Genomic DNA, 25,051 nt, shown 5'->3' on the forward strand with positions numbered 1-25,051 from the left:
TACGGAAGGAGGAAGAACATGTTTGAGATAGACATCCGAAGTCGAGTCCCCATTTATGAACAACTAGTCCACAACATTAAAGACTTGGTCATAAATGGCGTTCTCTTACCTGATCAAAAGCTACCGTCTGTACGGAGTTTATCGAAAGAATTGACCGTTAACCCAAATACAATACAAAAGGCCTATCGAGAATTGGAGCGGGAAGGTTATGTCTATTCACAGCCAGGAAAGGGAAGTTTCGTCGCCCCTCTTCCGTCTTCCTTACAACGTTCAAAACTGGAAGCGGTAAAAGAAGAGATAAGAAAGCAGATAAGCGAAGCGATCTTCCTCGGCTTAACCGAAGAAGAGGTATTGACGTTATATCACCAAGTAAACCAAGAAATGAAACGGAGGGACTAAGAGTGATTCAGTTAAATCATGTATCCAAAAGCTTTAATAATGAAGAGGCTGTCAAGAAGATCACTTTATCTGTCAATAAAGGGTCGATTTACGGTCTACTCGGCTCCAATGGAGCTGGCAAAACGACTTTATTGAAAATGATGGCTGGTATATATCGTCCGAATGAAGGGGAAGTAATAATTGAAGAACAACGTATTTATGAAAATACAACGTTAAAAGAAAAGGTCATTTTTATTCCTGACACACTTTACTTTCTTCCACATGCGTCGGTAGAACAAATGGCAAGCTACTACCGAAGAATATATCCTAATTGGAATGAAGAGCGCTACCTTCATCTCCAACAAATTTTCGGAATCGAGCGAAAACAAAAGATTCATAGCCTTTCGAAAGGAATGCAAAGACAAGTTGCTTTTTGGCTCTCTCTCTCATCTATGCCTCTAGTATTACTGTTAGATGAACCGATTGACGGACTGGATCCGGTCATGAGACGCGAAATAAAAAATTTACTGTTTCAAGATGTGGCCGACCGAGGATTAACTATCATTATTTCATCTCACAATTTGCATGAAATAGAAGACCTTTGTGACCATGTCGGCATTATGCATAAAGGCAAGCTCATTGTAGAAAAAGAACTAGACGATTTAAAGGCCGTTACTCACAAAATTCAAGTCGCATTCCGAAACAAGGAAGACGAAGAAAAAATACAACAAAAAGCAAATATCCTTTATCACGAACGACGAGGCAGTATTTCTCTTTTTATCGTGAGAGGGGAGCAAGAAGATGTGGCAAGCAATTTCTCAACCTTCCAACCACTTGTCATGGATTTATTACCACTCACTTTAGAGGAATTATTTATTTATGAATTGGGGGATCATGGCTATGAAATTAAAAACATCCTTCTTTAATACCGGTATATTCTTACAGGATTTAAAGCAGCACGGGTGGATATCGCTTCTATACTTTGGTGGACTCTTTTTTGCCATCCCAATCCAATTGCTTCAGCGAAATAGTTTTGAAAGCTACAATACAACTATCAACGATAACTTGTTTATAGTTCAAGGTTTTTTTCAATTAATTATCCTTTTTACTGTACCAATCTTAGCTGGTATTTTTCTATTCCGTTATCTCCAAGAGAAAAAATCAGCTGACTATATTCATAGTTTACCGATTAGACGAGAGACGCTCTATAGTACTCACCTTATAAGTGGCTTCTTTCTACTATTAGCCCCTATTTGCCTAACAACCATACTTGTGGCACTAATAACCATTATTCAACCAACGGCTACTTTTTCTTTTTCTTTCGGAAATATCGTAACATGGGCTGCCGTATTCTCTTTTTTTACCATTTTTCTCTTCCTATTTACGGTAGTCGTGGGAATGATCACAAGCTTGGGGGTTGTCCAAGGAATTTTCACTTATATTTTTCTCGTTCTTCCTACAATGTTAATACAATTAATCCTATATCAATTAGAAACTCACTTATTTGGCTTCCCATCAGGCTACATGAATTCGCTAGGAGTGGAGCTTTGGTCACCTCTCTTTACGATTTATAACTATTTTCCTATGGGACGTTTTCCTATAACAATATGGATCATTTATCCCATTCTCTGTCTAGTACTCATTTGGCTTGGTCTCATCCTTTACCGTATCCGCTCCATTGAGGTGACAAGCCAAGTGATAAACTTCCGTTTATTACAGCCTGTTCTAAAAGTAGGAGTAACCGTTTGTTCCATGCTACTAGTTGGAGCGTATTATTCAGGTCAATCTGTGTACTTAGGCTATTTTATTGGTGCTATTAGCGGCTATATCATTGTTGAAATGGCCTATCAAAAAACATGGAAGATTATAAGTTATCAATCTTTAAAAAGCTTTTTTGGCTATGCTATTGCCTTAAGCAGCATTCTATTCCTTGTCCAACTCTACCTTAACGACTATGAAGATAGACTACCGAAAAAAAATTCGATTAACGGTGCCTATCTCGGATATAGTCGAATGGACATGGAAGACCGGTTAGCAAACGGACAAGAAATATTTACTGATCAAGCAGACTTTATTGATAACGTATTGATCCTGCATGAAATGGCGTTATCTGAAGGAGAACGTTATATAAAATCGACTGATCCAGTATATACCGTAATTTCCGAAGATGCTGATGATTTTGCAGTACATACCGTAGGTTACGATGCTCAAGATTTTGTAAATATTTTCATTGCCTATGAACTGACAAATGGGAAGCTATTCGTACGAGAGTATTTTATACCACTGGATAGCGATGGGAGCATAATGGAGTTTTTAAAAGAAACACGAGATGACAATAATAATCTAGTAAGTGACCTTAACTGATTAAGGGCATGACAAGAGGTATTCATTTCACTAATGAATACCTCTTGCTTGCTAGTTAGTATTTTCATCGTGTTTGCTACATATTTATTAAAGGGGAATTATACACTTAGACATGCAAAAAGAGTTCACAGTAAGTGGAAGTTTTACTATCCATATTTTTCAAAATACTTCGTTAAAAAAAGGCTAGTCTATCTCGTCATGTAGTCAGATAAGTGTATCCATTTTTCTTTGAAATAGTTAATCTGCAAAGGTCACTTTCACTTTGACAGATTGCATCAATATGAAATTGATGATCGTTTTTTCTACTAGCTCTTCTAGTAATTGAGTTCCAATATAATAAATAGAATTCGGCACCGACCCTTGATACTTATTAACCAATCAAAGGATTAGCTTCAAAATGGCTGTGACGACATAGTCTTTCCTCTTAGTAGCCCCGTTACAAAAATCGTCATAATTTGGTTTCTACTTTCTGTTCCTTTCTATCTTTCTGAAAAAACATTGGAAGAGATAGAATATCTATTACATTTATAGTATTCATTATTTCAAATATTACATTGTATTTAGAAGAAACTGACAGAAAAAATGAAACTTTTTATAGGTTTAAAACGTCTAATATATAGAAAGCCTAAAAGAGAGTGTGGTATATCGGCTAGTAAACGAATCTATGAATACCCCACTCATTTAAAAATTTTGACAATTAAATTAATATATGTTATAAAAATGATATATAAAAGTAATATTTGTAACATACATGTAACAATAAATTAAAGGAGAGGGAACATGAAAAAGAAAATTGGACTAATTATTGTATTCACTAGCTTATTCTTAACGGCTGCCTTATTTCATTACCAAGACTCATCCAGTGCTGTTGCGCCTGAAGAGGTACCAAAGACTGTATTAAACGAGGAGCAGGAGCTAGATCAACAATCTAGCGTAGAGGAAGTAGACTCATTCGTTCAAGTCGAAAATGTTGAAAATAGTCATACGATTGAAGACGCGGAAACAGTAGAACAAGTACCTAGCTCTTCAAATAATGTCGAAAGTCTTGTAGACGAGGAAGAGCAACATACAGAAAGTGGCCAAACGATTGAAAATACTGTACTCGAAGAACAAGCACCTAGTACTTTAGATGAGGAACAAAGTGAAACAATCGAAGCGTCTAATGATGTTTCTCTGGATATCGACATAGCCCCAGAAAAAGTTAATCTCATGAACCATGAAAATTTCACTAATTTAGCAAACCTTGCTACTAAACATAACGCCACTCTGTTCGGCTATACTAACAGTGACTTTTTCTTCATTGAGAAAGATGGTGAACCTATTTTTGAAATGAGCTTAGGTGCGGCATCTGCTCCATTAAACCAGTCTGCTATTCTACTAGATTATTTTAGTACCTATACAGATCTAATAGGAATTATGGATAACATCAGCATTGTGGCTGAAACAATGGAACCTGTAACCATAGATCTTGAAGAAGGAATCGGTTATTCCATCACTATCGAAAATGAAAAGATCGTTGTACTTTATCATTCATGGTGAAGAATTAAATAAGGAGAATGAATCATTCCTTTATACCGGTCAACATGATTATTTATCTATTCTATTACTTAATTGAATAGACATGAAACATTTTCAAGCAGTCTTAATATGTCCAATTTTCTTATATGATGTCAACTCTTTTATAAATATAATTACAATCACCTATATGTCATTTATGATGAGAGAGTGAGAGCAGCAGCCGCTCTCACTCTCTTCATTCAAAATAGAGATGAGAATGGTTTTCGCAGCCCGGATTAAAGCTTGCTAAACATAACGGGCAACGGGACTGACACTTCTTATACTGTTCTATGGTCAACTCCTGCTTGCAATTTCCGCAAAGAATCGCTTTTTCGTTCTGTTCTGCTTTTGACCAAATGATCGGTAAATGATCCGTTAGCTCTTGGTGGCACTGATAGCACGGGTAATAGGTTTGGCAGCACTTAAATTTTATAGCGATAATATCTACATTTTTGGCGTAATGTTTACAGCGAGTTTGATGATCCATTTGAACACCTTGAATTACATAGTCTTGTTTCATTTCCCTTACTCCTCTTTGCTCATAATAGAACCTTTCTGTTTTATACGTTTTGTCTATTTTTATAGTCTATTATATAGCTCTATGAATGCAAATAAAAAAACAATATTATGAAAATCTTACATAAAAGCGCCCGCATATTCACTCAAACCATGTACCGTTTTCGAAGTACTCTAGAGTGTTTTATGAAGCGCTTTTTATATTTTTACAGGCCCTATTGTCGTCATTCAATATTTTTTTGAAAATTTAGTCTTTTGTCATTATCATTTATTTGTTAGCATTTAGAAAAGAGAGGAGGAATTTGATGTTTACTGTATTAACGTCCTGGTCAAACAAAATGATGCAAAGATACTTACCAGACCCTTTTTTATTCGTCATTTTGTTAACCTTTGTTGTTTTTGGTTTTGCGTTAATTTTCACCCCTACTAATCCGAAGGATCTTATAACGATTTGGGGAGAGAGCTTCTGGAATCTATTAACCTTTTCAATGCAAATGGTCTTAATTTTATTAACTGGCTACGTTCTTGCTAGTAGTCCTCTTTTTAAAAAAGCACTTTCATTTCTCGCAAGCTTCGCCACATCACCAGGCTCAGCTATTATACTAGTCACACTAATCTCTTTGCTTGCTAGCTGGATTAATTGGGGCTTCGGACTTGTCATTGGGGCACTTTTTGCAAAAGAACTTGCCCGCCAAGTGAAAGGAGTCGATTATCGTTTATTAATTGCAAGTGCCTATTCTGGATTTATTATTTGGCACGGTGGACTCGCTGGCTCGATTCCCCTTACCATTGCAACAGAGGGGCATTTCTCAACGGACTTAATTGGCATTATTCCAACAAGTGAAACCATCTTCTCGAGCTTTAACCTCTTCATTATTTTGGCCATTGTTATCATACTCCCCATTGTAAATCGCCTAATGTATAACAAAGATCAATCATTTACAATCGATCCAGCATTGCTAGACGAAGCTCCCCCCATTGCTGCCACTTCATCGACATCACCTGCTGACAAAATGGAAAATAGCTTTGTTTTATCAATGTTAATCGGGGGACTAGGGTTACTATTTGTTGTTATTTATTTCTCCGCTAATGGGTTTGAACTAAATTTAAATATTGTCAACTTTGCCTTTTTATTTTTAGGTATTTTGTTTCACGGACGTCCAAAAAACTTCCTAGCCTCCGTGAATAATGCCGTAAAAGGTTCTAGTGGAATTATTATTCAATTTCCTTTTTATGCTGGAATTATGGGCATGATGGTATCTTCGGGACTCGCAGAGAAAATGTCCTCTTGGTTTGTTTCCTTTTCAACTGAGCTCACTTTTCCATTATTTACTTTTATTAGTGCTGGAATTATTAATTTTTTTGTTCCATCAGGTGGAGGTCAATGGGCCGTGCAAGCTCCTATCATGTTACCAGCAGGGGCAGAGCTTGGGATTAAGCCATCCGTAACAGCTATGGCCGTAGCTTGGGGAGATGCTTGGACAAACTTAATACAACCCTTTTGGGCTCTACCAGCATTAGCGATTGCAGGATTAAAAGCAAAGGATATTATGGGATTTTGTTTAATTAATCTATTTGTTACCGGTGTAATTATAGGAGTAGCCTTTATATTTGTGTAACCATTCGTTTAATAGTTGGTGAAAGATTTCCTAATAATGCTAATTCTTCTCTATACTTAAGATTATTTTCAAACCCGTAATTGCGGATTTAGTCCAGACTTCAAATAGTCGTTCACCTTTTTTAATTATTTACTATGACAATAGATTATCTAGCAGAGTGACGTCTTGCACTTTTGTCTAAACAAAAAGTCGTTTATATCACTTCTTAACTGGAAAAACTTTAGGTAAGGAGCATTTTAATACGCTCGCACATTTGCTATAATAGACCATTATACTTTGTAGCTTTTGTTCTTTAACACATATACATAAAAGGGAAAGGTTGATTTAGTTGGAAAACTCTAACTTTATTAAAACGATTATGAAAGAAGATTTAGAGTCAGGAAAGCACAGTGAAATTATTACTCGTTTTCCACCTGAACCAAATGGTTACCTTCATATCGGTCATGCAAAATCGATTGTAATCAATTTTGGACTAGCAGAAGAATTTAACGGTACTGCAAATTTACGCTTTGATGATACAAACCCATTAAAAGAAGATCAGGAATATGTCGATTCGATGAAAGAAGACATATCTTGGCTTGGCTATGAATGGGATAACCTCTTCTTTGCTTCTAATTATTTTGATGAAATGTACGAACGTGCAGTTTTATTGATTAAAAAAGAAAAAGCATATGTTGATGACTTAACAGCAGAAGAAATACGTGAATATCGTGGTACACTAACGGAAGGAGGAAAGGAAAGTCCTTTCCGCAATCGTTCTGTTGAAGAGAATCTTGACTTGTTTGAACGAATGAAAAACGGCGAGTTTGAAAATGGAAGCAAAGTATTACGTGCAAAGATAGACATGAGCTCACCTAATATTAATTTACGTGACCCTGTTTTATACCGTGTCTCTCATACGTCTCATCACAATACAGGGGATAAATGGTGTATTTATCCGATGTATGATTTTGCTCACCCTATTGAGGATGCTATTGAAAATGTTACACACTCCTTATGTACAACAGAGTTTGAAGATCATCGCCCATTGTATAATTGGGTCATCAAAGAGTGTGAAATGAACAGCCAACCTCAACAAATTGAATTCGGACGTTTAAACGTAACGAATACTGTTATGAGTAAACGAAAGATTAAGCCATTTGTAGATGAGAATGTAGTCGATGGGTGGGATGATCCTCGTCTACCAACCATTTCAGGCTTTCGTCGTCGTGGCTTCACACCTGAGGCTATTCGTGAATTCGTTCACGCGACAGGTGTTTCAAAAGGATCTGGTGCCGTTGATGAGCAAATGTTAGAACACTTTGTTCGTGAAGACTTAAAATTAAAAGCCCCTCGTACGATGGGTGTGCTCCGTCCTTTAAAGGTCGTCATTACAAACTATCCAGAAGGACAAGTAGAGATGCTGGATGCCGATATTAACCCAGAGAATCCAGATATGGGGACAAGACAAATTCCATTTTCTCGTGAAATCTATATCGAGCAAGAAGACTTTATGGAAAATCCGCCGAAAAAATACTTTCGACTTTTCCCAGGAAACGAAGTTCGCCTTAAGCATGCCTACTTTATTAAGTGCGAAGACGTCATTAAAGATGATGAAGGTAATGTAATTGAGCTTCATTGTACGTACGATCAAGAAACGAAGAGCGGCAGCGGTTTTACCGGTCGAAAAGTAAAAGGAACACTTCATTGGGTCGATGCTAGTCAAGCAATCCCAGCTGAATTCCGTTTATATGAGCCATTAATTCGTGATGAGGACGAGTCGAATAGTGAAAAATCCATTCTTGAACGCGTAAATGAAAACTCATTACAAGTCCTTGACGGCTTTATCGAACCAAATATGAAAGACGTTTCACCTCAAGACAAATTCCAATTTTTCCGCCACGGATACTTTAATGTCGATCCAAAGCATACGACAGATGAAAGAATTGTCTTTAATCGGATTGTATCGCTAAAAAGCTCGTTTAAGTTAAAATAATGATGCTGCTAATTGAAAAGGATGCTCGTATTCGAGCATCCTTTTCCCTATTTTGTGCTTTTTCCATCTGTTTACATTAGCATTTCTAAGAAAGCTGGTCTATTCGTCACCATCTAAGACAATCGTATAATTATCTCGGTATAAATTTATTAAGGAAGCGGAACGCGAAAAGCGTTACAAAGATCATTTGTATGTAGTATTTTTAGTTTTTCCTGAAAGTATTATTCATTTTAAAAAACTAGCACTTTTAACAAATATCCCTTTAGGGTCCTCCTGTTGGGAGAACGCTTTGTCAAACTTTGTTCTAGTGATTCATAATTCCTCTACTACTCTCTACTCCGTTCATTTTTTTCCCTTTTATGAACTTCTCTTATTATTCTACAAACATGTTCCTTTCTCCTTATCGTCAGAAGAATCCTCTATCATGAACATCCTTTAATTTAATTAAATACTATTTATTCTTAATATGGAATAAATTAGTATTATTTCTAATGGAATAATGATATACTTTTTTTGTAAATTAAAAGGGGGACGTCATCATGAAAAGAATTACTGCATTTTTGATGCTAGCCGTTTTTGCTGCTATAGCAGCTTGTAGTGTAGAAGCTAAAACAAAAAATAATGATTCAACTATAAAAGAAACAACTAAGGAAATGGTCAGTAAACACCCACTTTTCTCTAAGACGATCAAGATGGGAGACATTGATGTTCTTCATCAGCCAACCACTAGTGGAAAGGAATATAGGAAGGTATAGGCTGCTACATAGTTAACTAAACGATCACTTTTTAGGCAAGCTGTCGGAAGCAGGCAGGCCTCATCTTCTCTCAAATAAGTCCATAGTGGTCCTAGAAAGTTAGAAATTCGAATCACGTAACCTTTAAAAATATTGAGGCATTTGGAAATAGAAAACATACGCCGTACAACTTAACTTTACTTATAATTTGAACGTTTTCTCACTCTTTCTACAAGTTTCTTCCTCAAAAAAGCTTTTACCCTTCAGGTTGTTTTTATTAACAATTGCAGTAACGAATTAATAGTATATATGTTTAAAAATGAAACTTTTTACTAACATAATTCGTAGAAATAGTATCAGATTTGAAGGGAGATACGATGATGTTTGAATTATTTATAATACTTTTTTTACCTATCCTCTTTATTTTGATTTTTGTTAGTGAAAGTAGTAATGAAGAAAAGAGGAGAAAAAAAGGTGGATATAGCAGTCATTTTGACAACGGAGAGAGCAGTGACTTTGATGGTGGATTTGGTGGTGGAGACAGTGGTGGATCCGGCGGTGGTGGTGGAGAATAGTGACTAAACGATTGGATGACGAACAGATCATTCAATCGTTTTTTATTTTTATTCCTAAAACCTCCTCTTCTTTGTATTTTTTCCGAAACGAAAGGAACTATCCCTTTAAAAGAGTTCATTCACTCTCCTGCTTTATTCCAATTTTCCTTCATTGACTTCTTTTTTCCTTTCGCTTACAATAAAATGACTAATCAGTTCTGTAAATGACTTAAAAGTTTTACTTAAGGAGAATAAGTGATGGACCTTAAAGAAAAAAAAATAATTGAAACCGCCTTATCCTTTTTTTCGGAAAAAGGGTATTACGCAACTTCTGTTCAGGAAATTGCAGAGGAGTGCAACATATCCAAAGGCTCTCTATATAAATATTTCCCATCTAAAGAAGATTTGTTTATTGGTGTATGCACCTTTTTTCAAAATGAACTTTTTGAAAAAGCAACATTTGTGCATATGGAGGATAGTTCATCGAGCACTGAATGGCTCACAAAACAGTTAACGCTTCAAATGGAAGATTTTATTGCAAAGCGCGAGTTCTTTATTCTCCAGTTAAAGGAGATTCCATTTAAAGATAATTACAAATTAAATTCTTTAAGACAGCAAATGAAGTCGAGAATTATGAAATGGCAACGAGATATTTTACTCAAAGCATACGGGAATGCAGTGAAGCCCTTTGTTTGGGACCTTGTTGTGATGCTTCAAGGAATGATGAAGGAGTATTTGATGCTCTTAGCTGTTTCTCAACAGGAGAAACCTGTCGAAGAAATTGCTACCTTTCTAGTTCAACGGTTAGATGCACTTGTCTTAGATTTGAAATCAAGGCCAAATCAAGTATTAATCACTAATAGAGAATTGATTCCTATTTTTGGTGATCACAGTGATATAAAGCAAAGTGAAGAAACGATTTCTTCCCTTATCCAGTCAATAAAGGAAAGCATCATGATATCCGAGAGTAAGGTAGAGGATCCGTTCCTTTCTTCCGTTTTGTTGTTAGAAGAAGAATGGAAGAACTCGAAACCCCGAAAATTTTTGATGGAAGCATTACTATCATACATTGAAGAATCATCTTCGGATTCTTCTTTAACGTTCTATGTTCAAAAAGCAAAATGGTTATTAGAAGAAAAGAAAGGAGAGGAAAACTCTTGGAACATTTAGAAAATAGACAAAAGGTCTTGATTATGATTGCGGTTATGGCGGCAATGTTTTTTGCGGCAGTCAATATGACGATTGTCGGAACTTCTTTACCTAAAATCATTGCCCAAATTGGGGGAATGCAATATTTCGATTGGGTATTTACCATCTATATGCTAGCATCTACGATTACAGCTATGCTCGTTGGAAAATTATCTGATATTTATGGAAGAAAGGTATTTATTCTTATTGGAATAGGAATCTTTTCTGTTGGAGCTTTTTTAAGTGGAACGTCTGATACAATTACCCAGCTCATCATTTATCGAGGAATTCAAGGGTTCGGGGCTGGAATGATTATGTCATCAGCATTTACAACAGTTGGAGATCTTTTTTCCCCAAGAGAGCGAGGTCGCTGGCAAGGTCTTCTTGGTGGAGTATTTGGACTATCAAGCTTATTCGGGCCTACACTTGGAGGATATATCGTTGATAACTACGATTGGCACTGGGTTTTTTGGGTATTCTTGCCGTTAGGAATTATTGCCTTTGCACTGATTTTAAAGCTATATCCAGCTCATGAACGTACAAAATCAGAATCCGTTGATTATCTAGGTTCGCTTTTATTAACCATGATGATTATCTCCTTGTTATTAGGGTTTTCTTGGGGTGGAAATAAGTACGATTGGTCTTCCCTTCCAATCATCAGTTTATTTGCCTTAACCATCATTTCACTAGCGTTATTCATTATCGTTGAACGTAAAGCTAAAAGTCCTGTACTGCCGCTTTATCTATTTAAAAATAGTGTATTTACTGTGTCCATTGTCGCCGGTCTTTTTTTAGGGATGGGGATGTTCGGGACCATTATGTATGTACCATTTTATGTTCAAGGAGTGCAAGGGGAATCCGCGACAGTATCAGGCTTAATCGAAATGATTATGACGATTTCGATGGTTATTGCAAGTATTATTGTTGGAAACTTGATTACGAAGACGGGTAAATATAAATTCTTCTCCCTACTAGGCTTTGCCATTATGGCAATTGGATTATTTTTAAATTCCAAACTTGAGATAGGGTCGTCTTTAACGCAATTGATTATTCAACTAGTCATTATTGGAATCGGCTTAGGCTTGAACATGCCTGTATTTAACATTACTGTTCAAAATGCTGTAAGTCATAAGTACCTTGGTGTCGCAACCTCTGCCATGCAAACCTTTCGACAAATCGGTGGGACGATTGGAGTAGCGATTTTTGGAACGATTATGGGAAGTATTATGGAAAAAGAGATGGAAGCTGTACAGCCAACACTACCGCAGTCTTCCTCAGAAGCAGAAGTAGATATGACTCAATTACAGGATCCTCAGCTATTAATGAGCCCTGAACAAATGGAAAATATGCGTTCATCTTTTCCACAAGAAATGGCCAGCAGCTTTGACTCCTTTATTCTCACTCTAAAAGAGGCACTCAACGTGTCCTTAGCAGGTGTCTTTTTATGGGGAGCTGTCATTGTGGTGCTAGGCTTACTTACGACGTTATTTTTAAAGGAAATTCCGCTTCGCACATCCAACCAGGATGAAGGCGACGAAGAACAAAAGGCGGTCAACTTACAAGAGGCATAGCATCAGGGTCAACCCTATTTTATCTTGCTTCTAGTTATAAAGTAAGACCGCTAAGACATGAAGCAACAAAAAAATCCTCGGTCTACATAGAACCGAGGATTTTTCTATGAATACAATTATCTCACGTCACTATTGATTCATTTGATTTAAAAAATCACCTAATAAGCTTTCCATACTCTCTTCCGTTTTATTCGCCTCTTTAGCCTCCGGTTTAGTGGCCTTTTCCCAGTCAAAGCTATCTAAATCATCGTCCGTTTGGAGAGAAATCTCTTGGTCTCGCTCCTCCCATTCCTTTTCATCTGTAAATTCCTCCGAATTAACCCCTTTCGGAAGCAGGCCCCCCTCCAAACCTTGGTCGTTACTCATTAATGCCGATAAAACGGCCGTTGACCTGACTGGGTTCGTTAATAACTGGTAAACGATATTTCCAAGTAATGCTTCTGAATGCTCGTGTTTAAGCCAGTCCTTCTCCACTTTGCTTAAGCTATTTGGAAGGGGTATCGTTATTGTATCTCTTTCCTTAGCATAAGATTGACCTACACCTTTAATGACATACTCGGCGATTGCACTAGAGAAATTTCGACGCTCTCTTTCCTTTAACTGCTGTAAGTACTTTAATACATAATCTGGCGTATTTGATGGTATGCGGAAGGTAATCGGTTGCCCCCTCCTTAATCCTGTCCCCTTCATCGTATCACCTTATTTTGTTTTCACTAGCTTATCTTCTGTTTTTTTCTGGCGACCTACATAGTCAGAAATTAGCTTATAGTATGCATTGACCATCATCCAAATACTTTCTTGCTCATCTTCAAAAAAATCGATATTATACCCATCCAAATTATGATTCAGTGTTTTTATATATTCCTTTAGTACGATGGAGCCTCCACCAATAAAATAACAAATTTCCGTTTGTGAATTTCTTTGCCAAATATTACGGAGATGACGATATTGCTTTTTAGCGAGCTCAAGCAAGATTCGATTCACGATATCATGAACGCTTGTCCGGCTCCCTTTCACCATTATATGATTGCGATCATTTTTCTTTGTAATAATCTCCACGACATCGCGACGACTGTCTAATTCGACCCCATGACGGGTTCGAATTTCTTCGCGAATTTGCTCAAGTGCCTCAGACACCCCAAGATTAAAGCCTTGAGCTTTATCATCATCGACTTTGCGATTTTTAATAACAGCGATATCTGTCGATAACCCCCCAATATCTTGAATGATCATCCGTTTATCAATCAGATCTTGATTAATAATATTCAGTTGATCATCCATCACAAGGTTAATAAACGCAGCAAACCCTTCGGGATATACTTTCACTTCATCCAATTTTATACTTACTTTGATACCTTGATATTTAGGGGTAACAAGGAATTCGACTTGATGGACCGCTCCAAGAAGGCTGGAACGATACCCAACGTCCTTTCCTTCCTTTACTTCACGAAGAGGTAACCCTGTTCCTAACGTATAGGTGGCTCCAATCACATTATTTTTCTTTTTAAACTCCTTCGCTTCCACAGCATCTAGCGCAAGGGCAGCAAATAATAGAATCAATGTCTGATCTTCTTCAGATTTACTACTACCTGGATCAAGCTCAGCTGAATTATTACTTTTAGCCGCTAAATGTCCCACTCGATAAATCGCATTATTATCTTTTAGTGCAGGGGAGTGAACACGAATATGAATGCCTGTAAGTGGATCTTGCTCATCTAATTCTTCAATTCCAATTATCGGACGATCTTCAATGTCTCTGGCCACTACATTAGGAATACTAAGCTTCGAATCTAGCTTTCCAAAAATACCTTTCAGCGAATCATTTCCGACATCAACAGCAGCAATTCGTGAATGAGCCACTATACCATTCCTTTCAATAAAAGATTGAATATTTAGTATATTTAATTTAAGCGTACAGGAATCAAAGGGTAGTGGTCAATGACGTATTTTGTCTAATAGAAAAAAATAATCTACATTTTTTGCTTGTACACTTGTATACTTGTTGTCATCGTTGTATACGAAACTAGTACACAACGCTTAACACCGGCATGTATACTGGTTTCGTATACTCGTGTACGGTTCACGTAAACATGTTTACATTTTTGTACACTTGTGTACGTTTTTGGTATACATGTTTACATTTTTGTGTACTTTCATTTATATGGTTTACTTTTTATTTTTACTCCCTCTATTTAAGTAGTTTTTTTAATCCATAAAGCATGGTATTATTTATTTGATTAAAAAATTTATAAGGCGGATTGGATATGGAAAAAAGAACTTTTTTTGCGTACTTTCTTATTGTCCTCTCCATAATAATACCTATTTATGTTTTAATAGATCCGTATTTTCACTATGGGTACCCCTCATCTAGGGTTTTAGTTATTCTTTTCTTAATGTACTCATTATCTAAATTTGGGTATTATCTCTTGAACACAAGAGAAGAAGAAGAATATTATTATGTTGACGACCTTAACGATAATAAAAAATAAAAGAAACCTACTCAATGAGTAGGTTTTTGTTGAATATATTCGAATTTTCGTTGACCATAGCCTATAAAATAAAATAAAAACGTACACGTAACAATATTGTTATTTAATACACGCATCTTCTAAAACTGTTTTTAATAATTGACATATTCCACTATAAGAATAGAAAATCTATGATTTTATAAAATACAGCTAAGAATCCGCGTTTAGTACCCGTTAGTAGACAACGAGATAAGTTTTATAACTCCTTTTGACTATTACTAGCTTAATAGGCTATGTTTTATCAAATTTTGTTGATTATTCTACGGAATATGCTCCTCTACTGTGAACCTAACTATTTTTCGTCCCTCATGCTTTGTTAGATGGAAAATTCCATTTTCAATTTTTTTCTCTCAATTAGTCCAAAAAATAAACCCATCTAGCCGCTTTCACGTCACCCTTGGTGTAGTTGAGCTAAAAAGAGAATCAGATCAAGGAAAGCCTATCGACTGTTAAAAACCTACCTATTATTTATTCCATTATAGAAAATAAAAAAGCCTCAGATAACATAAACTGAAGCCCTTCTGTTTGGGATTTATTGTAATTCAAAATTTATGACAACACTTCTTTATGCTTCATTACTCGGAAAAGACTTATAATGAATAGAATCGTTGACAGTAGTAACAAAATAACAGCTAAAATCGGGTATAAAATAGGAACTCCAAATGCATTAATCGTTGTAAAGTACATAAATAAATATTCCCCTTTCATTATGCTGCTATGTGAAAGGGTCATGGCATCCCTCAACCAATTAACTTGAATCATATCGTACATAATTAAAGGGATTGCAAAACTACTAGCGCTCACAATAAAGGAAATAAGAACATTTTTACAAATAGATGAAATTAATGGTCAAAGTAGTCAAGGGTAAAGCCTGTTGAGAAAATCAATAAAAGGAAAAAGGTAATATAAATGATCTTCTGCTTAAAAATTTTATATAATTCGTATTTTAATAATTGCATTACTCGACGGTAGCCTCCTCATCAAAATAATATAAATATAAGTCTTCTAAATTCGGCATTTCATTTTGAGCGTCTTGATGAGGTGCGACCTCGCTCAACACTCGTAATTGAAATTGATCGTGGTGACGAGTAATATTCCCTACTTTATACCTTAATTGGTAATCACCAATATCCTGTTCATCGACAAGGAGAGACCATACTTTTCCTTCAATTCCTTTTAACAGCATTTGTGGTGACTCTTTTTTTATGAGGTGACCTGCTTTTAATATCATTACTTCCTTCGCAATAAATTCGATGTCTGATACGATATGGGTGGACAATAGGACGATTCTACTCATAGAAATTTTAGATAACAGGTTTCTAAACCGAATTCTTTCTTTCGGATCCAGACCTGCTGTCGGTTCATCCACAATTAGTATTTTAGGGTCATTTAATAAGGCTTGAGCAATTCCTACACGACGCTTCATTCCTCCTGAAAATTTCCCAACTTTCTCCTTACGGTGATCAAACAAGCCGACTAAATGAAGGACTTCCTTCACCTTCTCTACAGACGCCTCTTTTGACAATCCTTTTAACGAAGCAATATACTTTAAAAATTTTTCGGCAGAGAAATTTTTGTACAATCCCACATATTGAGGTAAGTACCCAATCATGTCTCGATAGTTTTGGTCCATAGTCACGATATCCTGACCGTTTACGTAAATTGTTCCAGTGCTTGGCTTCATAACACTCGCTAGAATGCGCATAAAAGTCGATTTCCCTGAACCATTTGCCCCTAGAATACCGTAAACACCTGTCGTAAACTCAATGTTAAGGTCAACTAAAGCTTGTTTATCGCCAAAATTTTTAGAAAGATTCGTGATGGTTATATTCATAAGTAATACCCCTTTTATAAATTTGCGTCACTTGGAAAATGGCCAAAATTGAAGCAATAAGTGTTAGCAAAAGATAGACGATTGTCGGAATCTTTTCGATGTATTCTGTAAATTGGCTTATAAAACCGCCAAACATAATCCACATTAAAAGTCCCATAGTAATGGCATAGACATGTCTAAATCGATAAACAATAAGTAAAGAAATAGTTGTAATGATAGTAAAAGGTGTGATCCAATATAAAATCAATTTCCACATCCATATTTCTTGATCAAAAACAGAGATAATGACGGTTAAAAGTACATTAATGAATAAGTTAAACCCTCCAATGACAACCATTTTAGATAAAATGATTTCCTGGAGGTTGTATTTAAATGACATTTCCAGCTCTTCCATATCCATATAGCGACTTTTCACAATTTCGACTAACCCCGTTAAAGTAGGAATGGGTGAAAGGATCATCAAAATCGTATAAGGATTTTCCTCGGAAATAAAAACGGCTAATAAACCCATTATCATAAATAGGCTATTTAACCCCCAAAAGAGGGGACTAATGTACAGCAATTCATGTAAAGATTGCCTTAATAGAGCCGAAACACTCTCATAGGCAGGACGCCATTTGCTTTTTTTAACAGGGACAAACGGTCGAATCGCTTCAATCGTTTGCATCATTTTAGCTTCATCTGGATATTCCACATCAAATTCATCTAACAGCTCAGCCCATTCCTCCAATTCCTCCTCCATAACCATATCCGTTAACTGTTCATCTTTTTCGTACTCTCGTCGATTCATCGTTTTCCCCCCTCTCAAGCTGTTTGGCTAGTTTGTTTAATCCCTGTTTTAGTCTAGATTTGACCGTTGACACACTCGTCTCTGTCACCTCTGCAATCTCTTTTATTTTCATATGGTGATAATATTTGAGAATAAGCGCTTCACGCTGATAATCTGGAAGAAGATTAATGGCAGCTGTCACTTGTTTGCGCGTTTCCTTTTTTTCGAATATATAGGATACATTTTTTTGTTCACATTCAATATTTTCAATTAGCTCTGATTGCTGAGTACTATTACGATAGTCCGCACTTCTCCAATAGTCTCTGCAATGATTAACAGCGATAGAATAAAGCCAACTTTTAAATGTGCCTTTACTCGAATAAGCTTGTATTTTTTGAATGACCTTTATAAAGATTTCTTGTGTTAAATCGTAGGCCATCTCCTTGTTCCCCACTTTACGGTAAACAAAAGCATAAATTGGTTTATAGTATTTTCTCGTTAATACTTCCATTGCAGCTTGACTACCACCTAATATTTCATCGATTAACTCTTGATCTTCAGGCATTTCCATCACCTCACTTATTAAGACGAAACAAATTAAAAAAAGACTTATATTATTTAGTAAAAAAGTTCCCAATCTATTTTAATGTTACGTTACAGGAAAGGATAGATATTATTATAACTTTCTCAATCTATTAAACTACTTACTAGAAGGGTTAAAGAGCGATCTCGACCTCTCAGGCATTATTTTTTACTTTTATACCCTTTTTTTATACAATGATTTTAAAGGAAATTCTTTTCCCTAGTAATAATCAAAGTTGAAAAGATTTGCTTTTTCATTTTCATTAAATATGTGACTTGTTTCACAATTTAGTTTGTTTTGCTCTGATGTGGGCAATTGGGGACGTCGAAAATTACTACATGTGTGCACAGTAATGTGAAGAAATTCACAAAATAATAGGAGATTTACACCCCAAAATACAATTACTCTATGGAGGACCGTCAATATGAATCATTTCATAAAGAATAGTTTACTCGTTGCTTTGGCATTTTTGGTCGCAAGAATTTACCTTAGTTATACATGGCTTTCAAACGCTGAAAGTAAATTGATTTTTGATTTTAATATAACACCAATGTTAGAAGCGCAAGTTCAAAGCGGAACACTTCCATCTTGGTGGGCAGGTTTTATGAAGTTATTTGTTCTCCCAAATACGGCGATCTTTGAGCTTTTAGTTACTGTAGGAGAATTAAGTGTTGGGATTGCCCTCTTATTGGGGTTATTTACTCGTTTTTCCGCATTAATGGGAGCCATCATGAACTTCTCCTTTTTGATGACCTTTGGATCTGGACTCGATTTACAAATGTTGATCATCCATTTAACTCTTTTCGTATTTGCCTATAGTGCAGGGAGAATTGGTTTAGATCGATATAGTAGACAATACACATCCAAATGGGGAACAAGCATCAAGCGACGCCTCTTACCAAAAAATAAGCGAGGAAAGGAGACGTTCGCATGACACTGATGATGATGGGGTTCTTCATAACTGTCGGTATTACCATTTCCATTGCAGCTGAGCTTTCTTCTGAAAAGCAGCATTAAAAACTAGACGATATAGAAGAAAGAGCTGCTTGAAAAGGATTAGTCTTTAAAAAGAGGCGTCCCATCGTCGACAAATCGACTGATGGAACGCCCCTTTTCATGTCTTTTCCTAAAAATTAAACCGTAGTCGAAACAAGAGGATATTAACAAATACACGTTTTACGCTTCTTTCCAATCGCCTGTCTCTTTTCTATTTTCTCAATATATTGAGTCGCAAGCGGGACTTTACAAGCCGTATCCCCCATATTTACCTTTACTTTCCCAGTAATTTCAGCAACTCGCTTTGCTTTATCTGTTAAAGGAGGATAATAGGCTGCCACAGAAATGACAAAGCCGTTCATGACATAACGAACACGATTTCTTTCCTCATGAATCGTTTGTTCCACTTTTTCTAATAGACATTTTACTTCTTCCGCTGGAATTTGATCATTGGCTGTGATCGATAAATAATTGGCATACGTACTCCATCCTGCTGTAGCAATCATTTCTTCTTTAGAAGCCATCCATTCTCTTGCTAACTCTAAAGCAAACGGCGATTCAGCCGCTACTTGTGCAACGGTATATTCGCTTAACATATACCAATTTGCTTGCTTCACCCAGTGCTGAAGCTGATCCTTTGCCATTTGCTTCGGATCTACAGCTAAACCGGCTAAATACATGGCATCACTATTTCCCGAGTCATAAAGCCTCAACGCTAAGTCTTGGTTTTTTTTCACTTTCTTCAGTAGATGCTTTTTCAAGTCACCCACCTTCACTCCAAATAAAGGCTCCATCGCACCATGCTTTTTGAAGATGGTTTTCGTTTGCTCGCTTCCTAGCTCTTCTAGTGTTGCCATGACTTCTCCATATGAGATCAATTCCATTCCTCCTTTTCTTTTTTATCTTTACTTATTCTATTATTTCACCTTTAGTTCCTATTCACGTTACCAAATTGGCTTACATTTTACATCGACATTTCGTATCCATTAACAAAAAAACTAATCGTCTCAAGTTCATCTTCTGTAAGTTCTCTATTTTCCTGCTTTTCATATGCCTGCTTAATCTTTCCTTGATCACCTTTGTAATGCTCCGTATACTTTGCTATCGTTTTTAAAAGGTTGACTTCTTGATTAAATTCTTGTTTTGAGACAGCATTTCCATGGGAATAAATATATGTTTCTGCATCAAAGCTCTCTAAATCCTCTATTAGTTTCAACGTTCTTTTCATTGTATAGTTTATTTGCTTCGAAAAGATATCGGGGTAAATACAGTCTCCTAAAAATAGGATCTTTTCTTCTTTTATGTAGATAATTACAGAATCCTCGGCATGGTCTCCGCCTACCTTCTCTAAAATACATGTAATACCACCAAGGTCTATCTCTAATCTCTGTTCAAATGTGATAGTTGGTAAGGCAATCGTAATGTTACGATGATCGACGAACTCTTTCTTAATTGCGTTCGCACAAAATTCTATTTCCGTTCCTTGTCTAACTCTTTCATCAATTGCCTCATCTGACCAAGATAAAGGGATGAGCTCCTCCATCGCCTTTTTTGTCTCAATGGATGAAATAGAGATGGAATTGGCTAAAGTAGGTAGACCAAAAATATGGTCCCAGTGCCAATGAGTTAAAGCAACGATATCGGGACTTTTCACTTGTCGTTTAGCAAGCTCTTCTAAGAATAGATGGGCATGATTTTCCGAATTGCCCGCATCAATCATCAATGTCTTTTCATCCCCAACGACCATGCCTAATATGGGACGGTCCGTTTCCGAAACAGGGGTCATATAATAAAATCTATCACCAATTGTTTTTATTTTTTGTTCCATTTTATTCACTCCTATCTATTTCAATAACCTTATCATAACGAATTCACTTCTAACCGCCAAGTTTCTGAAATATGTTCATCAACTATAGACCCTTCTTGAAAACAACGGCATATTTGGGTATTCTTAAAGCTATAACTTTCTAAATATTAAGGATGTAGTGAACATGCGTATAAATAAATTCATTAGTGAAGCTGGAAAAGCCTCTAGGCGTGGAGCCGATAAATTAGTGAATGAAGGAAGAGTCACCATTAATGGAAAAGTCGCGAAAATAGGCACCCAGGTGGAGCCTGGAGATGAAGTAAAGGTCAGCGGAGAAACGATTCGAATGGCGCGGAATAATGTGTATATCGCTTTAAACAAACCCGTCGGAATTACGAGCACAACGGAAAAGAAGGTAAAAGGAAATATTGTCGACCTTGTTAACCACCCTTTACGAATTTTTAATATTGGTCGTCTGGATAAAGATTCAGAGGGACTAATCCTTCTGACAAACGATGGCGATATTGTCAACGAAATATTGCGAGCTGAAAATCAGCATGAAAAAGAATATATCGTATCGGTAGACAAGCCAATAACCCCTGAATTTCTAGAAAAAATGGCAGCAGGTGTCAAAATCTTAGGAACAAAAACACTACCATGTAAAGTGACTCAGCTATCAAAATTTGATTTTCAAATTATCTTAACTCAAGGATTAAACCGTCAAATACGTCGAATGTGCGAAGTTTTAGGTTATGAAGTATACCGGCTCCAACGAGTTAGAATTATGAATATTCATTTAGGTAATCTTCCTATCGGCCAATGGCGTGACTTAACAAAGAAAGAAAAGAAACAATTATTCCAAGACTTAAACTATCAACCGAAAGAATGGTAAAAATGAGATTCTAGTCCATTCCATACCAAACCCCTACTTTCATTAAAAGTGTAGGGGTTTTTCCTATCCTTAGGTATTGTTTCATTTATAACCATCCTTTCCCTATCACTCCTTCCTCGAAAGCGGTACGTTATAACTAAGATTCATAGTTGCTTTTTCTACTAGTAAACTTCATTATTATCAATCTACTATAAGGAGTATGGAAAATATGATGGTGAAAACGCCTTTAAATCAAGAGGATGTAATAAAAATAAAAAAGGTTTTAACAAAGTTTCAAGCAGGCTATACAAAACGAAATGTAGAGGTTCTAGATGACTTCATAGGGGAAGTATTTGTACAGAACGAACGGATGATTACGGTCGGAACTTCTCGTAGTGAATGGTGTTTCGGACGTAATGAATTAAAAGAATTACTTAAGAGTGATTGGATGTACTGGGGGAATCTTACCGTAAATATTGAGAACGCCAAGATTAATACTAAAGGGAATAGTGCGTGGTTTTTAGCTGATAGTACGATTAGCTGGGATACTACTGAGGATGCGGAGGAATGGCGTCAAGACTTAGTCGACGATTTCTTCAAGAAAAACGGTCGGTTTGTCCATTTTTCTCCGGCAGCAAGGGTAGCGATGCTAAACGAAAAGCTACTCTTTATTATGAAGTCATTTGCTCATAAACAAAAAGAACCTCTCACTTTTCCTATTCGACTATCAGGTGGATTGGTTCGACAAGACCAAAGCTTTCGGATAAACAGATTACATTTCTCTGTCCCTATGAAAAGCTTCCCCGAGTGGAGAATAGATAAAAATAACCCCGATTCGCTTAAGTATTATAACCAAATAAAGAAGAGAATGCTACACTATAACGAATTATTTGATGATGAATGTCGAGAAGAAATTACGGAGCTTCTCCATAACTTACGGGCCCATTATTTAGGCAAAACGAATCCAACACAATTGATTAAAAAACTCTTTTCATCGTATGACGATAATTATGTCGTTGATCCAAATGAAAACCCAGCTGCTATCGGAAACAACCATATTGAAAAAATTCTAATTCTTCAAAGACAAAAGTGGGATGAATTCGTTCTAAATATAGAAGAAGCACTTATTCATACAGAGGGTGATACGGCCTCTATTATAACAAGCGGGATATTCAGAAAATCTTTTCTTTCTAATGAATTCCTTCAAAAAGAATTACATGGAATGAAAGAAACGCTACAAAAAGAGGGTAAAGGAGAGGGACAGCTTTTTAAAGCACAAAAGCAGATTGCTCATACAATAAAAGAATTATCCTTCGGTGAAGAGGCTTTATGGGAATTCCGCTTTGAGGCGACCGCCATCAAAGAAAAGGGAAAATGGAAGTTCCACAACCTGCAATTTACATACCCTTCCCTACATTTATTTGAGGGAAATTACCGGATGATCCCGTTACTTTCAACTGATCAATAAGTCAAAAACGTTGTGGCTCTATGACCACAACGTTTTTCTATCAGTTTAATATTTATCTGTTGTAGCACCTAATATAGCCCCTCGAATAATCGGTACATCCTGATATTTTTTTAATTCACTAGGCGTCCCCGTTACAACAACCCCAATAATATCAAGATTCTCTGGTATTAGCTCCTCCTGATTGCCATTCGTTATATTTAGAAAGATCTCAGATGCCGACTCCTCATACTGTCCACCATCTGCTTTTAGCCTTTCAAGAGTGGTAATAAAACTCATCGGCTCTTGATCAACAGGAAAGCCAAAAGCGCTATCCCCTATAATACCATGTTCTCTCGTCAGTTGGTTAATTTCATTATGTTCCTCAATATCCTCCTGACTATAAGTGTCTACCCAAAACCATGCTGCATGGTCTTTAAAGATGTTCTCAATCTCTTTGACGCTATATGCTTTATCAAAGGAAAAGGCCAATTCTGCTACTGTATTATCGTCCATTTTCGGTAACAACTCTCTATCATCAAAGAGATAATTATACGTACCTTGTGGATGGTAAAATTCGATCACTCTTTCGCCTTCGAAATAAAAAGGAATCCTTTTATCCGTTATTTTCCCCGTAGCGCTGAAACCACCATTGTTTACTATCCTAGACGTTCCTAAAACAGTAAACATTTTCTCTTCATTTTGCCATGGAGTCGGAATATTTCCAACTCTTTTGACGATTTTTCTAGTTGATTTTGCTGTGAAAAAGGTATAATCGTATGATGTCCCTTGCTCTTCTATATTTGCCCCTTGAATAGATGTCCAATTAGTGTCATACTCCAATTCCTTCGACATTTTTACCTTCATGACCCAATCACCTACAACATAGAGAGCCGTTATGACGAAAAGACTAATGACCAATGAAATCAGAACAGTTTTAATGGTGGATTTCCGCTTTGCTTTTTTCACTAAGTTCTCGAATTCGAAATCTTCCGGTATAAATTCATTATCTTTGCTCACCTTCATACCTCCTATATTCTTCTATAAACTGCTTTCTCGCCCTATGGAGAACCGTTTTAACCGACCCTTCCTTCATACTAAATAATGCTGCTATTTCATTAATTTTTAAACCCGTACTATACTTCAAGATAAGTAGTTGTCGATTTTTCGGCTTTAGTCTATTTAATAGCTTATGTACATCCTTCCCAAACTCTTCTTGTAAGACCGCTTCTTCAGGAGTATATTCATCGAATAATGCTTGATAATTAAATTTTAGTAAAATATCCTTTCTTCGCGAGCGTTTACGAGACATGTCGTAATAATGATTAATGGCTACTCTAAATAGCCAACTTTGACTATTACCCGTTTTAATGGAATCTAGATACTGTAGAAACTTGTACGCTGTTTCCTGAATAATGTCTTCAGCATCTTCCTTTGAAGCGCCCATTTTAATTAAATATGAATAGACAAATTTTAATTGTTCGTTTAGCTTTTCCCCCATCATGGAATCATTCATTTCAAACCTCCCTATTTAAAACGCATCAGCTGTCAAAAGGTTAACAAGAATTTTTTTAAGAATAAAAAGAGACCTTCTCACTATTTTCGATAATAATCTTACTAGTATCAGGTTTTTCTATGACTAAAAGGGGATAGTTGGTTTCTTTTAAAAGGAGAAAATAAGAGGAGGGTCATAGTCTAGTGAAATAAACCATTACAACCAAATAGCTGACTAGGTAAAAAAGGGGAAAAATAAAAAATAAATA

At 36.3% G+C, this 25,051-nt stretch carries 24 protein-coding genes; 13 read left to right on the forward strand and 11 right to left on the reverse strand.

Translation table 11 applies throughout. The features are described 5' to 3' along the window. The first annotated feature begins 18 nt into the window (after positions 1–18). The 4 genes from WAK64_RS14760 (at position 19) to WAK64_RS14775 (ending at position 4,281) form a co-directional block, all read left to right on the forward strand. The gene (locus WAK64_RS14760) at positions 19–399 is read left to right on the forward strand and encodes a GntR family transcriptional regulator (protein ID WP_336587760.1); all 381 of its coding nucleotides are present in this window, start codon (positions 19–21) and stop codon (positions 397–399) included. A 2-nt stretch (positions 400–401) separates the two neighbouring features. Next, positions 402–1,304, forward strand: a complete 903-nt coding sequence (locus WAK64_RS14765; protein ID WP_336587761.1) for an ABC transporter ATP-binding protein — start codon at positions 402–404, stop codon at positions 1,302–1,304. Next, a complete protein-coding gene (locus tag WAK64_RS14770; protein WP_336587762.1) occupies positions 1,279–2,742 on the forward strand; it encodes a hypothetical protein in 1,464 nt (487 codons plus the stop codon). The genes WAK64_RS14765 and WAK64_RS14770 overlap by 26 nt, the downstream gene beginning before the upstream one ends. 780 nt (positions 2,743–3,522) lie before the next feature. Then, positions 3,523–4,281 (forward strand): hypothetical protein, encoded by a 759-nt coding sequence (locus WAK64_RS14775; protein WP_336587763.1) that lies wholly within the window; start codon positions 3,523–3,525, stop codon positions 4,279–4,281. A gap of 214 nt (positions 4,282–4,495) precedes the next feature. Here the strand turns inward: WAK64_RS14775 and WAK64_RS14780 are convergent, their stop codons facing one another. Next, positions 4,496–4,819, reverse strand: a complete 324-nt coding sequence (locus WAK64_RS14780; protein ID WP_336587764.1) for a CHY zinc finger protein — start codon at positions 4,817–4,819, stop codon at positions 4,496–4,498. Between the two features lie 301 nt (positions 4,820–5,120). On the opposite strand from WAK64_RS14780, the gene WAK64_RS14785 reads away from it, so the two are divergent. From WAK64_RS14785 to WAK64_RS14810, 6 genes are all read left to right on the forward strand, one after another. Continuing rightward, positions 5,121–6,434 (forward strand): short-chain fatty acid transporter, encoded by a 1,314-nt coding sequence (locus tag WAK64_RS14785; protein ID WP_336587765.1) that lies wholly within the window; start codon positions 5,121–5,123, stop codon positions 6,432–6,434. Positions 6,435–6,762: 328 nt separating this feature from the next. Beyond that, positions 6,763–8,409 carry a glutamine--tRNA ligase/YqeY domain fusion protein gene (locus WAK64_RS14790; protein WP_336587766.1) on the forward strand — a complete coding sequence of 549 codons (1,647 nt, stop codon included), beginning with the start codon at positions 6,763–6,765 and terminating at the stop codon, positions 8,407–8,409. Positions 8,410–8,948: 539 nt separating this feature from the next. Continuing rightward, on the forward strand, positions 8,949–9,164 hold the full coding sequence (locus WAK64_RS14795; RefSeq protein ID WP_336587767.1) for a hypothetical protein: 216 nt from the start codon (positions 8,949–8,951) through the stop codon (positions 9,162–9,164). Between the two features lie 356 nt (positions 9,165–9,520). Further along, the gene (locus WAK64_RS14800) at positions 9,521–9,718 is read left to right on the forward strand and encodes a hypothetical protein (RefSeq protein ID WP_336587768.1); all 198 of its coding nucleotides are present in this window, start codon (positions 9,521–9,523) and stop codon (positions 9,716–9,718) included. Positions 9,719–9,955: 237 nt separating this feature from the next. Beyond that, positions 9,956–10,867 (forward strand): TetR/AcrR family transcriptional regulator, encoded by a 912-nt coding sequence (locus WAK64_RS14805; RefSeq protein ID WP_336587769.1) that lies wholly within the window; start codon positions 9,956–9,958, stop codon positions 10,865–10,867. Next, on the forward strand, positions 10,855–12,456 hold the full coding sequence (locus WAK64_RS14810; protein WP_336587770.1) for an MDR family MFS transporter: 1,602 nt from the start codon (positions 10,855–10,857) through the stop codon (positions 12,454–12,456). Before WAK64_RS14805 ends, WAK64_RS14810 begins: the two co-directional genes overlap by 13 nt. 129 nt (positions 12,457–12,585) lie before the next feature. Here the strand turns inward: WAK64_RS14810 and WAK64_RS14815 are convergent, their stop codons facing one another. The 6 genes from WAK64_RS14815 to WAK64_RS14840 all read right to left on the reverse strand — a co-directional run bounded on the left by WAK64_RS14815 (position 12,586) and on the right by WAK64_RS14840 (position 18,152). Further along, a complete protein-coding gene (locus tag WAK64_RS14815) occupies positions 12,586–13,146 on the reverse strand; it encodes a hypothetical protein (protein ID WP_336587771.1) in 561 nt (186 codons plus the stop codon). 9 nt (positions 13,147–13,155) lie between these two features. Next, entirely contained in the window at positions 13,156–14,316 is a 1,161-nt protein-coding gene (locus tag WAK64_RS14820) for a ParM/StbA family protein (protein ID WP_336587772.1), read from the reverse strand. A 1,217-nt stretch (positions 14,317–15,533) separates the two neighbouring features. Continuing rightward, a complete protein-coding gene (locus tag WAK64_RS14825) occupies positions 15,534–15,671 on the reverse strand; it encodes a hypothetical protein (protein WP_336587773.1) in 138 nt (45 codons plus the stop codon). 271 nt (positions 15,672–15,942) lie between these two features. Then, positions 15,943–16,818 carry an ABC transporter ATP-binding protein gene (locus WAK64_RS14830; RefSeq protein ID WP_336587774.1) on the reverse strand — a complete coding sequence of 292 codons (876 nt, stop codon included), beginning with the start codon at positions 16,816–16,818 and terminating at the stop codon, positions 15,943–15,945. Continuing rightward, positions 16,790–17,608, reverse strand: a complete 819-nt coding sequence (locus WAK64_RS14835; protein WP_336587775.1) for a hypothetical protein — start codon at positions 17,606–17,608, stop codon at positions 16,790–16,792. The genes WAK64_RS14830 and WAK64_RS14835 overlap by 29 nt, the downstream gene beginning before the upstream one ends. After that, positions 17,580–18,152 carry an RNA polymerase sigma factor gene (locus tag WAK64_RS14840; RefSeq protein WP_336587776.1) on the reverse strand — a complete coding sequence of 191 codons (573 nt, stop codon included), beginning with the start codon at positions 18,150–18,152 and terminating at the stop codon, positions 17,580–17,582. The genes WAK64_RS14835 and WAK64_RS14840 overlap by 29 nt, the downstream gene beginning before the upstream one ends. 442 nt (positions 18,153–18,594) lie before the next feature. Between WAK64_RS14840 and WAK64_RS14845 the strand changes: the two genes are divergently transcribed. Then, the gene (locus tag WAK64_RS14845; protein WP_336587777.1) at positions 18,595–19,104 is read left to right on the forward strand and encodes a DoxX family protein; all 510 of its coding nucleotides are present in this window, start codon (positions 18,595–18,597) and stop codon (positions 19,102–19,104) included. A 226-nt stretch (positions 19,105–19,330) separates the two neighbouring features. On the opposite strand, the gene WAK64_RS14850 is transcribed toward WAK64_RS14845, so the two are convergent. Then, positions 19,331–20,041 (reverse strand): DNA alkylation repair protein, encoded by a 711-nt coding sequence (locus WAK64_RS14850; protein WP_336587854.1) that lies wholly within the window; start codon positions 20,039–20,041, stop codon positions 19,331–19,333. A gap of 89 nt (positions 20,042–20,130) precedes the next feature. After that, positions 20,131–20,994, reverse strand: coding sequence for an MBL fold metallo-hydrolase (locus WAK64_RS14855; RefSeq protein WP_336587778.1), 864 nt, complete (start codon positions 20,992–20,994; stop codon positions 20,131–20,133). Positions 20,995–21,157: 163 nt separating this feature from the next. Here WAK64_RS14855 and rluF point away from each other — a divergent pair, with 163 nt between their 5' ends. Together rluF and WAK64_RS14865 are read left to right on the forward strand one after the other, a co-directional pair. Next, entirely contained in the window at positions 21,158–21,865 is a 708-nt protein-coding gene (rluF, locus tag WAK64_RS14860) for a 23S rRNA pseudouridine(2604) synthase RluF (RefSeq protein ID WP_336587779.1), read from the forward strand. 208 nt (positions 21,866–22,073) lie between these two features. Next, a complete protein-coding gene (locus tag WAK64_RS14865) occupies positions 22,074–23,312 on the forward strand; it encodes a hypothetical protein (protein WP_336587780.1) in 1,239 nt (412 codons plus the stop codon). Positions 23,313–23,357: 45 nt separating this feature from the next. On the opposite strand, the gene WAK64_RS14870 is transcribed toward WAK64_RS14865, so the two are convergent. Further along, complete coding sequence (locus tag WAK64_RS14870; protein ID WP_336587781.1) at positions 23,358–24,308, reverse strand: anti sigma factor C-terminal domain-containing protein; 951 nt, start codon at positions 24,306–24,308, stop codon at positions 23,358–23,360. Then, positions 24,295–24,804 carry an RNA polymerase sigma factor gene (locus WAK64_RS14875; RefSeq protein WP_336587782.1) on the reverse strand — a complete coding sequence of 170 codons (510 nt, stop codon included), beginning with the start codon at positions 24,802–24,804 and terminating at the stop codon, positions 24,295–24,297. The genes WAK64_RS14870 and WAK64_RS14875 overlap by 14 nt, the downstream gene beginning before the upstream one ends. Between the last annotated feature and the right edge of the window lie 247 nt (positions 24,805–25,051).

It is taken from the genome of Bacillus spongiae (genome assembly GCF_037120725.1).
Taxonomy (GTDB): domain Bacteria; phylum Bacillota; class Bacilli; order Bacillales; family Bacillaceae_K; genus Bacillus_CI; species Bacillus_CI spongiae.